Raw genomic sequence first — 12,842 nt, forward strand, 5'->3', positions numbered from 1 at the left:
TTTCTCCTCATCCACCGCCAACTAAAGTGACGATCTCATAAGCTTTGCCCTCGCTCATGAAGCGCTCACTCCAAAGCTTTTTTGGCAAAATTTCTCCGTCTCGCTCAAGGGCTATAAATTTAAGCTCATAGCCATTTTGAGCTAAAAAATCATAAACATTTATATCGTTTTCAAGCTCGAAAATTTTGCCATTTACTCTAAATTTGATCATTAAATTTTGTAGCTTTTTACAAAATTTGCGATCCTCTCGATCGCTTTTTTTATGCTCTCGATGTCTGTCGCAAAAGAAATTCTAAAGTATCCCTCCATGCCAAAGCCCACACCTGGCACGGTCGCTACGTTCGCCTCTTCAAGCATCTTTTTGCAAAATCTAAGTGAGTCGCTATCTACATCTTTACATTTTACAAATAGATAAAACGCGCCATCAGGCTTAACTACGCTTAGCCCAGGGATAGCATTTATCATCTCAACTGCCACATCGCGTCTTCTCTCATACTCTTTTCTCATGTTTTCGATATCATCGTCAGTTTCGCCAAGAAGTGACGGGATAGCGCCTATTTGCACGATCGAGCTGATGTTGCTTGTGCTTTGGCTTTGAAGCTTTTTGATGCCGGCAATCAGCCAGTCCATCGAGCTTGCTATGTAGCCAAATCTCCAGCCAGGCATCGCGCCACACTTGCTTAGACCATTTATCGTGACCGTTCTTTTAAAAAGATCCTCGCTTACGGAGGCTACTGCGTGAAATTTCTTGCCGTAGATCACTTTTTCATAAATTTCATCGCTTGTGATGATAATGTCAGTGCCCTTTAAAACTTCATCAAATGCCGCGATCTCATCTTTTGTATATACAGCTCCAGTTGGATTTGTCGGGTGATTTAGCGAAAAGACCTTTGTTTTTGGCGTGATCGCTTTTTTTAGCTGCTCGGCTGTGACTTTGAAATTTGTGCTCTCGTCTGCTTCGATAAAGACAGGAACGCCGCCACAAAATTTAACGATCTCAGGGTAGCTAACCCAGTATGGAGATGGGATGATGACTTCGTCGCCTGGGTTGATAAGTGCTTGAAATACATTAAAAAGTGAGTGTTTTGCGCCGATGTTTGTGACGATTTGATTTGCTTTATAGTCAAGTCCGTTATCTCTTTTTAACTTTGCTCTAATGGCATCAATCACCTCAGGAAGACCTGGTACTGGCGTGTATTTGCCACTTTTATTATCGTTATCTAGTGCGTTTTTTACAGTTTCTCTTATCTTTTTTGGAGTCATAAAGTCAGGCTCACCAGCTGAAAGCGAGATCACATCAATACCAGCAGCCTTCATCTCTTTGGCCTTTGTGCTGATCGCGATTGTGATTGATTCGCTTAATGTTTGCATTCTATTTGCTAGTTGCATTGTTTTCCTTTTTAATTGATTGTTTTTAGGTAGCTATTATCATTTAAAAATAGATAAAGTTCGCCCAAAATTTGCTTCTTTTGTGTTTCGTTTATCAAAGTTGATTTTACTAAGCGCTCGTTTAGAGTGTCTTGGATCTCGTAGATATCATAGTCCATGTCTTCCATAATGTCTAAAATAGACTGGCTCTCAAGTAAATTTGTGATCTTGTAGCCATCATTTGAAAGCTCTATCGTGGCTTCTGTCGGATGGGTGAAGAGGTTGTGTTTCATGCCGATCACCTCTTGATATGCGCCAACTAGGAAAAATCCCAAGAAATAATCTTCTTTTTCCACATCCACGTCGTGCAAAAGTAGTGGGTTTTTCTCGTCATCATAGCTGATCTCGCCGTCGCTATCGCAGGTGATATCCCAGATCGAAGCTGGCAGAGTAGGGCGCTCATCGAGCCTATCAAGTGGCATGATAGGAAAATTTTGCTTTAGTCCCCAAAAGTCAGGCAAGCTTTGAAAGATTGAGAAATTTAGCAGATATCTCTCTTGGACCTCTTTTTGAATTTTGGCCAGATCGCTTGAGTTGCTCTTGTTGCCAAGCATGACAACGGCTTTTTTGCTAATAAGTCTTAAAAGCACCTCGGCGTTTGATCTATCTTGAAGATCAACATATCCAAGGTCAAAAAGTGTTAAAACGCTCTCTGTGTGATGGATAGCGTCGTGCAAGTATTCTAGTGCGTTTGAAGGTTTGATTGATTTATAAAGATCGACTAGCTCGGTTATTAAATTTGGATTGTTTTTCTTTAAATTTAGCTTCTCTTCGGTGTATTCTTGAGAAAATAGCTCAAGCACAGGGGCGACTAGAAGTGCATGAGAAGCGGCGATGTAGCGACCTGACTCTATGAAAATATCTGGCTCGATCTCCTTTTTTTGCTCGCTTATAGTTTTAAGCATATAAACAACGTCGTTTGCATATTCGTTTAGTGTGTAGTTTCTGCTGCTTTCTTCTTTAAACTGTGAGTATTCTATCGCAAGACCGCCACCTAAATTTATCGCTTTTAAATTTGAGGCACCCATTTTTCTAAGCTCAGCGTAGATATTACCAGCTTCGATGAGAGCCTTTTTGAGTGGATGTATCTCGCTTATTTGAGAGCCGATGTGAAAGTGTATCATCGTGAAATTTTCAAGTAAATTTGCTTTTTTTAGCATCTTTACAGCTTCTATTAGTTCTGTTGATGTTAGGCCAAATTTAGAGTGTATGCCGCCACTCTTTGCCCAAAGACCCGATCCTGTAGAGTGTAGTCTTACTCTAAGTCCGATCTTTGGTTTTGGTTTGAAGCGCTCTTTTGCGATGGCGATTATCGCTTCAAGCTCGTTTAAGCCCTCGATCGTTAGCGTAATGTTGTGTCCCATTTCAGCGGCGATGAAGCCTATATTTATCATCTCTTTATCTTTAAAACCATTTACGGTTATGGGAGCTTTTTCGTTATTGTAAGCCATTGTTAAAAGTAGCTCAGCCTTACTGCCAGCTTCAAGGCCGTAGTTATAGGGCTTGCCAAGACGCACTAGGTTTTTTACAAAGCCAGGATATTGATTGACTTTAAGTGGAAATACGGCATTAAAGCTGCCTTTGTAGGCAAATTCTTTCTTTGCCTTTGCAAAGCTTGCGTGGATCTGCTCAATCTGCTTTTGGATAAGGTGCGGAAAGCGAAGCAGTAGTGGCCCTCTATATCCGTCGTCTCTTATCTCTTTTACGATGTCTATGATCGCTGGTTTGCTGGCTGCATTTATACAGACTTTGCCATCTTCTATAACAAAATTTGAATTGCCCCAAATGCTAAGTCCAAAATCATTCATCCCAGCTCCTTTTCAAGCTCATCTAAATTTATCGTTTTTTCATCTTTGGTTTCTAAATTTTTATACCAAATTTTATTCTCTTTCATCTCGTTTTCGCCCACGCAAAGGAAAATTTTTGCATTTTTATTGTCGGCATTTTGCAGATGTTTTTGGAGTTTTTTAGCTTCATAAGAAATTTCAACCTGATATTTTTTGCGAAGTTTTGAGCCAAGATTATAGATAAAATCAACATTCGCCGCATCAAGCGCGCAAAGATAAACTCCGTCTCGCTCATCCCCAGCTTCACCTAAAATTTCCATTATCCTCTCAACGCCCATCGCAAAGCCAACGCCGTAACTTGCTCTACCGCCAAGGTACTCGACTAGCCTGTCGTATCTGCCTCCGCCTGCTACTGCACTTTGTGAGCCGATCTCATTGCTGATAAACTCAAACGCCGTCTTGCAGTAGTAGTCTAGCCCACGAACGAGCTTAGTGTCTATCTCAAATTTAACGCCATTTGCCGTTAAAATTTCTTGCAGTTTTGCAAAATCAGCCTGCGCCTCATCACTTAGACTATCAGTGATAACTGGAGCGTTTTTATAAATTTCTTGGCAGCTCTCGACCTTGCAGTCAAGCACGCGGATAGGGTTTAAAAGCTTGCGTCTTTTGCAGTCTTCGCAGATTTTATCGTCATTTTCATCTAGAAATTTAACAAGTTTTTCTTTATAAGATTTCATCGAGCTCTCGTCGCCAAGCGAGTTGATCTTTAGGGTTGTTTTTATATTTAGTCTGTTAAAAATTTCACTCACCATTAAGATAATGCTCGCATCCTCATAGACGCTACCCTCGCCAAAACACTCACAGCCAAACTGGTGAAACTCTCTCAAACGACCTTTTTGTGGGCGCTCGTAGCGAAACATCGAGCCATGATAAAAGCAGCGTTTTGTCACATTTGCCCTGTCAAGTTTTGCCTCGATAAAGGCTCTAACCACGCCAGCCGTGCCCTCAGGACGCAAGCAAACGTCGTTGCCGCCTTTATCTTCAAACTGATACATCTCTTTGCCCACGATGTCACTGCTCTCGCCGACACTTCTTTTAAAAAGCGCCGTCTCCTCGAGGTGTGGGGTCAAAATTTGCTCATATCCGTAGTTTTTTGCGACTTCCTCGCAGGTTTTGATTATCTGTGCGTAAAGTTTTGCGCGAGCTGGAAGCATATCTTTCATGCCACGAAGTGCCGTTATCATCGCATTATCCTTTTTATTTTTTGTGATTTTACTTAAAATTTATAAAATTTTCTATCTCTTTTGAAATTAGCTCTATGCTTTTAGATGCGTCTATAAAAAGCGTTTCAAAGCCATTTTTGATAAGGATTTGCTTCATCAGGCTTTGCACTTTTAAAAGATACTCTAGCCCGCGAGCCTCGATCTTATCGCTTGTACCTCTTGTTTTTAGCCGCGCATTTATTAGCTCATGGCTTGCTTCAAAAAAGATGATCTTGTCTGCAAATTTATCATTTAGTGCAAATTTATTAAGTTCTAAAAGCACGTTTTCATCTAAGCTTTCATCATTTGCCAAAGCGTAGGCGATGCCAGAGATAAAGCCTCTGTCACTTAAAATCAATTTGCCTAAATTTGGAGCAACCAGCTTTTCAAAATGCTCAGCCCTATCAGCTAAAAAGAGTAGAATTTCAGCCCTTTTGCCTATTTTTATGCTCGAATTTAGTAAAATTTCTCGTAAATTTTCACCAAGCTGCGTGCCACCTGGCTCTTTTGTGACGATGGCATCACTAAATTTAGAAGCTAAAATTTCTATCTGCGTGCTCTTGCCAACGCCGTCAATGCCTTCAAATAAAACATACATTTTACGCCTTTAAATTTTTTAGAATTTTTGCTGGCACTAGGTTGCTCACATCGCCGTCGTGGCGCAAGACTGAGCGGACGATCGAGCTTGAGATGAAGGCGTTATTTAAGCTTGGCATAAGATAAACCGTCTCAAATTCATCCCAAAGTGCAGCGTTTGCATAGCCTATTTGTAGCTCATACTCGAAGTCACTAACCGCACGAAGCCCCCTGATGACGGTGTTTATGCCGTGCGACTTAGCAAAATCAACAAGCAAGTTATCAAAGCCAAGCACGCTCACGTTTTTTAGCTCGCAAACTGCCTCTTTTGCCATCTCTATGCGCTTTTCATGTGCGAACATCGGCTGTTTGCTATCACTTTTTGCAACTGCGACGATTACCTTGTCAAAAATTTTTGTAGCCCTTATAATGACGTCTAAATGGCCGTTTGTAATGGGGTCAAAGGTCCCTGGATAGATGCAAGATTTTTTCAAATTTGCCACCTTTTATAAAGATTATTTTCGATTTTTAAGGCATCAAGCCACTTGCCGATGATGAAATTTTCCATATCCTGAAGGCTCTTTATGCCTGCGTAGTAGCCTAAAACTGGCGGAGCGATGGTAGCTCCAAGAGATGAGAGAAGTTGCATCTGAGAGAGCGCAATGGTAGAAAATGGCATCTCTCTAACGCCCAAAACTAAGGTTTGTCTCTCTTTTAGCGCGACACTTGCGGCTCTTGTGATGAGCGTGTCGCTTATGCCGTTTGCGACCTTTGCCAAAGTATTAGTAGAGCAGGGCGCTATGATTATAGCATCCGTGCCAAACGAGCCAGAAGCTGGACCTGCGCTAAGATCTTGATCATCATAAATTTTTACGCCAAGATCATTTAAATTTAGCTTCAAATTTTCTTCAGCTTCTAAAACTTTCATGGCATTTTTACTAACTATGACGTGCGCCTCGCAACTATCTTTGGTGGCATTTATTAGCTTTAGAAAAAGCCCAGCCCCGCTTGCTCCAGTGGCTGCAAAAACTACTTTTTTCATCTTATAACTGCCTCATCTTTGCCTGAAACTGTGGCCTGTAAAATTTTATTTTCTTTTGTTCTTATCTTTATCATATCGCCTAAATTTCCATCCTCAAGCGCCTTTACTTCAGCGATTATCTTGACACCACCTTCGCTTAAAACTGCATTTAGCATTTGACCTTTTTTGACTAAACTAATGGCATTAAACTGACGCTTGGTTAAAATTTCACCGCTTTTTATCTGCGCTTTTGTTATAAGAGCTAAGCTATTTGAGCTAGAAAGTGCATCTTTTGGCCATTTGCCAAACTCAATCATCGTTGGCTGATAGTCAAGCAGGCTTAAAATGTGGTTTGTATTCATTGAATTTATTGCTATAAAGGCTGGCATTTTAGCGTTAAAGCTAAATTTAAAATAGATACTTTTTAGGCTCAGATCAACATCCTCAAATGAAGCTCTAAATGTACCTTTTTGACTATTTTGATCACCTAAAAAGATATTTTTTAGGACGAACTCTTTGAAATTTGCTGGAAGCTTATTTTGTGGGCTAATACTAAGATCACTTATGCTGATACCAGGATATTCATCACTAATCGATCTTAAAAATTGCATTTGAATCTCGTCCATAATAGAGCAGTTTTTTACAAAAGCAACGCTTCCACCGCTTTTATCTTTATATGTTTTAAAATTTGCTGTTAGAATTTCATAGAGTTTTTTGCTATCTATCTTGGCAGCTCTTTTGCCCTCTAGGTTTAAAATTTCGTTATCTTCGCCGTCAAAGCCGAGTGTGCGAAGTGAAATTTGATCATTCACGATGCAATACATCGGATAGATGTTGACTTCATTTGCAAAAAGTTTTGTGGAAAGTAAAAAAATGAGTATAAAAAAGATGGAGCGGGAAACGAGATTCGAACTCGCGACCCCAACCTTGGCAAGGTTGTGCTCTACCCCTGAGCTATTCCCGCAGTCAAAATGAAGTCCGCATTCTATCAGATTGTTTTTCATTTGTCAAGATTTTATGGAAGTTTTATAAGAGAAATTTCACTATTTTGTAAAATTTCGCTTTGATCTGGGCTAGTTAAAAACATAAAAGTGCTTTTTAAAATATGATCTATCATGCCAGAGCCGTATTTTCCACCATTTATTGCTATAAATTTATCATTTTCAATATTTCCAAAAATGGCATTGATCCTACCTGATTTTACCTTTAAATTTTGCGCATTTGTAGCATTTTGCATCACAAAGCAATCCTCTTTTAAAAGAGGCAAAGCAAGCATCATCATGCAAACATAAGCTGCCATTGGATTTCCAGGGAGAACAAAAATAAGTTTGCCATCTTTTTCATAAGCCTTGCAAGGTTTGCCAGGTCTTATATCAATATTTGAAAAAATTTCATTGTATCCAAGCTCGCTTAGAGCTATTTTCATAAAGTCAGCCTCGCCAGCGCTTGCTCCACCAGAGCAGATAACTATGTCGTAGTTTACAGCGTTTAAAAATGCCTGTTTGACAGCACTTAGCTCATCTTTTATGATGCCAAGATATGAGCTATCTTGCCCAATAGAACTTAAAAGTGCAGCGATGCCAAAGGCATTTGCATTGTAAATTTCATCCTCGCTTGCTCTTTGCCAAGGCTCTATGATCTCGTTTCCACTTGAATAAATTCCAACACTAGGCTGTTTTTTAATATTTATAAAACTTATGCCCTGTGCTGCTAGCATCATTATGCCTCTAGTGTTTAAGACCTCGCCACTTTTTAGCAAAATTTCACCAATCTTTACCTCTTCGCCTTTAAAGCGATACCCATCACCTTTTTTAAGATTATTTGGTGCTTTTATAAAATTTCCATCAACAACACAATCTTCAATCTTTATGATTGTATCAGCACCCTTTGGCATCTTCGCACCAGTCATTATCTTAACGCACTCATTTTTGCCGATGCTTAGCTGCTCTTTATCGCCTGCAAAGGCACTTGCAACTATTTTATATGGCTTATCTTTATCTTCAAATTTCACAGCAAAGCCATCAAGCGCAGAGTTATCAAAACATGGCAAGTCTTTTACCGCCACTACATCATTTGCCAATGTTTTACCAAGAGCCATGCTGATAGGTAAAATTTCACTATCTATTTTTAATTTAAATTTAGATTTAAGCGCATCTAATGCATCATTTAGTAGCATTTTTACTCCTCAAGCCTAATAATATTTGCACCAAGGCCTTGAAATTTCTCTTCTAAATTTTCATATCCTCTATCAAGGTGATAAATTCTATGTACCAAGCTTTCGCCATTTGCTATAAGAGCGGCTAGTATCAGCGCTGAGCTGGCTCTAAGATCTGTCGCCATTACATCGGCTGCATTTAGCTTAGCTGGCGCATAAACGCTTGCAATATGCCCATTTAATTTAATATCCGCTCCCATTCTAGCAAGCTCGCTAACGTGCATAAAGCGGTTTTCAAAAAGTCTCTCATCTATCGTGCTAACGCCATTTGCTGCAAGGCAAAGTGCCATAAATTGAGCTTGCATATCTGTTGGAAAGCCCGGATACTCGGTGGTTCTTATCTCCACTGGTTTTATCTCTTTTGCTGGCAATATCGTGATCTTGTCGCCGTCTACTTCGATACCAAAGCCCATCTCTTCAAATTTATTTAAAATGGCTGTCATATGGGCTGCATTTGCCTTTGTGACTGAAATTTCGCTATTTGTTATAGCTCCAGCACAAAGGTAAGTGCCAGCTTCGATCCTATCAGGGATGACTTCAATATCGCAAATTTCAAGTAATTTTTGACCGCTTCCGGTTATCTTTAGTTCACTTGTGCCGATGCCTTCTATTTTAACGCCACTTTTTGCCAAAATTTCACAAATTTGCACTACTTCAGGCTCAAGTGCGACGTTAAAAAGCTCTGTCGTACCGTAAGCTAGGGCTGCAGCCATGATGATATTTTCGCTGCCAGTTACAGTGATCTTATCAAAAACGATTTTTGCACCTTTTAGTCCATTTGGTGCTGTTGCAATGACGTAGCCTTGCTTTATTTCGATATTTGCGCCCATTTTCTCAAGTGCACTTAGGTGCAGGTCTATTGGTCTTTGTCCGATCGCACAGCCTCCAGGAAGGCTCACTTCGCAGTGGCCAAAACGTGCAAGAAGCGGTCCAAGCGTTAAGATTGATGCTCTCATCTTTCTAACGATGTCATAGTTTGCAGTCGTCGAGCTTACACTGCTTGTGTCTATGCTTAGTGAATTTTTATCTTTAAATTCGCACCTTGCTCCTAGATTAGTTAGCAGTTGGCAAAGCGTTTTTATATCAGCAACATTTGGGATATTTGTTAAATTTACACTTTTTTTTGCGAGTAAGGTTAGGGCGATAATAGGTAGAGCAGCATTTTTAGCACCGCTTATTTTTACTTCGCCACTTAATTTGGCATTTCCTTTTATCTTTAAATAGTGCATCATTGTTTTTTGCCTTAAGAAAATATGTTTTTTGCCGATATTATATTGCTTTTTAACTTAGAATAAAGAAAGCAAAGCACTATTTCCGGTTCATTTACGTTTAAAAGTTAAAATTGCAAACACTAAAATTTTGGATATAAATATGTCAAATTCAATAAATAAAAAAATCTTTTTTATACTTAGCATTATATTTTTTACAGGTTGTTCTTTTACCTCTAATCAACCGACAACTCCGCAAAATGAAACAAATCAGACCGTAACTTCAAGCGTTGATTTTAGTGAGCAAATGATTGGTGAAATCATAGATGAAGATAATGATAGAGAAGATAAAAAATTTGGTTCTTTTTTTAAAAAATACCTAAATACAAGAGCTGGCGGTGATTGCTCAGGATTCGTTTCTATCGTAAATGCAAAGTATCAAAATATGTATTTTGATGAAAAGATAATAAATCGCTACTACGATAATGGCGGTAGAAAGTCAAAAGCGATCTATAATTTTTATGAAAGTAAAAATTTAATTACTCATAAAAATCCAAAAATAGGCGATCTTGTATTTTTCTCAAATACTCTTGGCAAGGGTGTTCAGAAAAATAAAGATAAGAAAAATATCACTCATGTTGGCATAGTTACGGCTGTTCTTGGCGATGAGACAGTAAAATTTATACATAATTCTGGCGGAAAGATAATTCATAGCTATATGAATCTAAAACAAAAAAACGTGCATCTAAAAGGAAATCAAGAGATAAATAGCTACCTTGTAAGATGTTCAAACTCAAGTTGCTTGGCAGCAAATAGATTTGCTGGATATGGCAAAGCAAAATAAATCAGAAATTTTTACTAAAGACCTTTTAAAACAAATACTAGGCTCAAATTTTAAGCATTATTTATATAAATTTACACTCGTAAATACAGATTTATATAAAGAGAAAATATGAATTTTTACGATGAAATTTGGGAAATTTTAAATGAAGGCGAGATTGGGCTTAAATTTTTAAAATTTGAGCTATTTTATGAAAAATTTAAACGAGATTTTAATATAAATTTTTGTGAAAGCCCTAAACCAAATGAGTTAATAACGCCTAGCTATGCAAAATTTTGTGAAGTGGTTAGCATGAAAGAGCTAAACAAAAAAGTAAAGCCAAAGGATAAAAATTTAAATTTTATCCACTCGGTAGCTCATATTGAATTTAGTGCTATTGACATCGCGCTTGATGCTTGTTATAGATTTAGAAATTTGCCAAGAGAATTTTATGAAGATTGGCTAGAAGTAGCTGAAGATGAGATCAGACACTTTTGCATGATAGAAAATTTGCTCTTAAAACAAGGCGGTAGATATGGTGAGCTAAGTGTGCATGATGGGCTTTTTATCGCACTTCAAAAGACTTCAAGTAGTCTAACTAGCCGTATGGCGCTACTGCCAAGATATATGGAGGCAAATGGACTTGATGCAAACGCTCATATTATAAAAAGGCTCGAAGGTGAGGGCGGAAATGAAGAGCTCATTGAGTGCCTGAAGGTCATCTTAAAAGAAGAAATCTCTCATGTTTATAAAGGCGATAAGTGGTTTAAATTTTCTTGCAAAAAAGAGGGCATTGATGAAAATAGTTACTTTGACATTATCTTAAGTTTGTATCCAAATTCATTTAAAAATGTTAGAGATATCAATGAGCAAGATCGCTTAAAAGCTGGATTTAGCAAAGAAGAGCTTTGCTTGATAAAGAATTTCTCAAAGGAGAGATAGTGAGTAAAATTTATTTCATAAGACATTCAAAAGCGGTTGATGAGAATAAGGATGGAGCTAAAGATGCCTTAAGGGAGCTTAGTCAAAAAGGCAAAGAGGACGCTAAATTTATGGCAAATAGGCTAAAAATGTATGATGTGATGCCAAGAGCCATCTTTTCAAGCAGTGCTAAAAGGTGCGAACAAACAGCAAAGATTATCGCTAAAACTTTAAAATTTAAAGAAGAGACCAGTCTTATAGATGAGCTTTATGATATAAGCTTTGAAGATCTTTTAAAATTTGTCAAAAATATAGATGAGAGTTTGGATGAGATTTTTATCATCACGCACAATCCAAGCATAACCGAAATTTGCGAGTATTTAAGCGATTCATCAATAGACAATATCCCAACTTCTGGAATATTTTGCGTTGAGTTTGGATGTAAATTTAGTGAGTTAAAAGAGGGTAGTGCAAAAGCGTTATTTTTTGACCACCCCAAAAAACATCAAAGATAATTTATTGCTTTATTTTTTATCTTTAAAAATTTCGTTATACGAAGTAAAAATTTGCTCGCTTAGATCTTCTATTTTTTTAGACTTATCAACAAAATAATTCAAATTTTGTTCGTTGTAGCCAGAGGCTGACTTCTCGAGCAAGAGTTTGATTTCATTATTTAGCGACGATGTAAGCTCTTTTGACTTATCAAAATTTTTGTTTTGCTTGTGTTCGCTTATACTCTCGTTCTCATACCAATCTAGCAGACTTTGCGCTAAATCACGTATTTCCTCGCTGCATCCTTGCTCGTTTATAAGATCAGAGTACACTTTAGTTTTGTAGGCAATTTGCGAAATTTTTGCGATTATGGCAAAGGTTTTATTTTCGACATATTTTGATGTTTGAGCAGTATTTTGTGCGTTCGCATTAAACTCACTCAATACCTTTTTGAAATTTTCTACATTTTGTGTCGTTAGCTTAGAAATTTCATCGATTTTTTTAGAATTTTCGTCGATATCATTTACCTCTTGCTGAAGTGTTTTTATGTTTACTTCGATATCACTTGCAGCTTTTTGTGTGTTTTCAGCTAGCTTTCTTACCTCATCAGCAACTACAGCAAAACCACGTCCGTGCTCTCCTGCGCGGGCAGCTTCAATGGCGGCGTTAAGAGCAAGCAGATTTGTCTGATCGGCAATATCTTTTATTAAATTTAAAATAGAGCTTATTTCAGAAGCCCTAGTGCTTAGCATGCCAGTAGCATTTGAGCAGCTTTGTACTAGACCATCAAGCTCTCCCATGTTTTGACTAAGTTCGGCGATGTTTGACATATTTTCTTTTGCTATTTGTGCAGTTTGTTTAGCATCTGTTGCTGTTTGGCTTAAATTTTTGATACTTTCATTTAGATCATCTCTTACATAATTTATACCATTTATACCGTTTCCAAGTTTGTCAAGCTCGCTTGATAGAAGACCTCTAACCTTGCTTTTTTGGCCGTCTTTTATACCTGTGACACCCTTGCTCATAGATATGGCATTTCGTTTAAATAAACCCCTAAACCCTTCTACAAATATATTTCTATATGTTTTTGAGTTTTGTGCAGCTTGGACTGA

Annotated in this window: 13 protein-coding genes, 1 tRNA gene and 1 pseudogene; 3 read left to right on the top strand and 12 right to left on the bottom strand. The window is 38.1% G+C overall.

Annotated features, from left to right (window positions below; genetic code table 11):
- Window positions 1-7: 7 nt before the first annotated feature.
- From thiS to murA, 11 genes are all read right to left on the bottom strand, one after another.
- The gene (thiS, locus tag MTT30_RS03200) at window positions 8-211 is read right to left on the bottom strand and encodes a sulfur carrier protein ThiS (RefSeq protein WP_103604620.1); all 204 of its coding nucleotides are present in this window, start codon (window positions 209-211) and stop codon (window positions 8-10) included.
- Window positions 211-1,389, bottom strand: a complete 1,179-nt coding sequence (locus MTT30_RS03205; protein ID WP_429800964.1) for a pyridoxal phosphate-dependent aminotransferase — start codon at window positions 1,387-1,389, stop codon at window positions 211-213. The genes thiS and MTT30_RS03205 overlap by 1 nt, the downstream gene beginning before the upstream one ends.
- An 11-nt stretch (window positions 1,390-1,400) precedes the next feature.
- Window positions 1,401-3,236 carry a biosynthetic arginine decarboxylase gene (gene speA, locus MTT30_RS03210; protein ID WP_084041350.1) on the bottom strand — a complete coding sequence of 612 codons (1,836 nt, stop codon included), beginning with the start codon at window positions 3,234-3,236 and terminating at the stop codon, window positions 1,401-1,403.
- On the bottom strand, window positions 3,233-4,459 hold the full coding sequence (gene hisS, locus MTT30_RS03215) for a histidine--tRNA ligase (RefSeq protein WP_429800965.1): 1,227 nt from the start codon (window positions 4,457-4,459) through the stop codon (window positions 3,233-3,235). The genes speA and hisS overlap by 4 nt, the downstream gene beginning before the upstream one ends.
- A gap of 28 nt (window positions 4,460-4,487) precedes the next feature.
- A complete protein-coding gene (gene tmk, locus MTT30_RS03220) occupies window positions 4,488-5,075 on the bottom strand; it encodes a dTMP kinase (RefSeq protein WP_429800966.1) in 588 nt (195 codons plus the stop codon).
- Between the two features lies 1 nt (window position 5,076).
- On the bottom strand, window positions 5,077-5,547 hold the full coding sequence (coaD, locus tag MTT30_RS03225; protein WP_012001782.1) for a pantetheine-phosphate adenylyltransferase: 471 nt from the start codon (window positions 5,545-5,547) through the stop codon (window positions 5,077-5,079).
- Window positions 5,544-6,095, bottom strand: a complete 552-nt coding sequence (locus MTT30_RS03230) for a UbiX family flavin prenyltransferase (RefSeq protein ID WP_429800967.1) — start codon at window positions 6,093-6,095, stop codon at window positions 5,544-5,546. The genes coaD and MTT30_RS03230 overlap by 4 nt, the downstream gene beginning before the upstream one ends.
- Window positions 6,092-6,898, bottom strand: a complete 807-nt coding sequence (flgA, locus tag MTT30_RS03235) for a flagellar basal body P-ring formation chaperone FlgA (RefSeq protein ID WP_429800968.1) — start codon at window positions 6,896-6,898, stop codon at window positions 6,092-6,094. Before flgA ends, MTT30_RS03230 begins: the two co-directional genes overlap by 4 nt.
- Window positions 6,899-6,963: 65 nt before the next feature.
- Window positions 6,964-7,038: transfer RNA gene (locus MTT30_RS03240), tRNA-Gly, on the bottom strand.
- Window positions 7,039-7,089: 51 nt separating this feature from the next.
- Window positions 7,090-8,250, bottom strand: coding sequence for a molybdopterin molybdotransferase MoeA (locus tag MTT30_RS03245; protein ID WP_429800969.1), 1,161 nt, complete (start codon window positions 8,248-8,250; stop codon window positions 7,090-7,092).
- 2 nt (window positions 8,251-8,252) lie between these two features.
- A complete protein-coding gene (murA, locus tag MTT30_RS03250; RefSeq protein WP_087580054.1) occupies window positions 8,253-9,521 on the bottom strand; it encodes a UDP-N-acetylglucosamine 1-carboxyvinyltransferase in 1,269 nt (422 codons plus the stop codon).
- A 139-nt stretch (window positions 9,522-9,660) separates the two neighbouring features.
- Here murA and MTT30_RS03255 point away from each other — a divergent pair, with 139 nt between their 5' ends.
- From MTT30_RS03255 to MTT30_RS03265, 3 genes are all read left to right on the top strand, one after another.
- Window positions 9,661-10,341 carry an NlpC/P60 family protein gene (locus MTT30_RS03255; protein WP_087580055.1) on the top strand — a complete coding sequence of 227 codons (681 nt, stop codon included), beginning with the start codon at window positions 9,661-9,663 and terminating at the stop codon, window positions 10,339-10,341.
- 108 nt (window positions 10,342-10,449) lie between these two features.
- Entirely contained in the window at window positions 10,450-11,259 is an 810-nt protein-coding gene (locus MTT30_RS03260; protein ID WP_429800970.1) for a ferritin-like domain-containing protein, read from the top strand.
- The gene (locus MTT30_RS03265) at window positions 11,259-11,753 is read left to right on the top strand and encodes a SixA phosphatase family protein (RefSeq protein ID WP_149717767.1); all 495 of its coding nucleotides are present in this window, start codon (window positions 11,259-11,261) and stop codon (window positions 11,751-11,753) included. The genes MTT30_RS03260 and MTT30_RS03265 overlap by 1 nt, the downstream gene beginning before the upstream one ends.
- A 9-nt stretch (window positions 11,754-11,762) precedes the next feature.
- Here MTT30_RS03265 and MTT30_RS03270 read toward each other — a convergent pair.
- Window positions 11,763-12,452: pseudogene (locus MTT30_RS03270) on the bottom strand (methyl-accepting chemotaxis protein); the annotation flags it as partial.
- Between the last annotated feature and the right edge of the window lie 390 nt (window positions 12,453-12,842).

Source organism: Campylobacter concisus (assembly GCF_050447445.1).
Lineage (GTDB): Bacteria > Campylobacterota > Campylobacteria > Campylobacterales > Campylobacteraceae > Campylobacter_A > Campylobacter_A concisus_BI.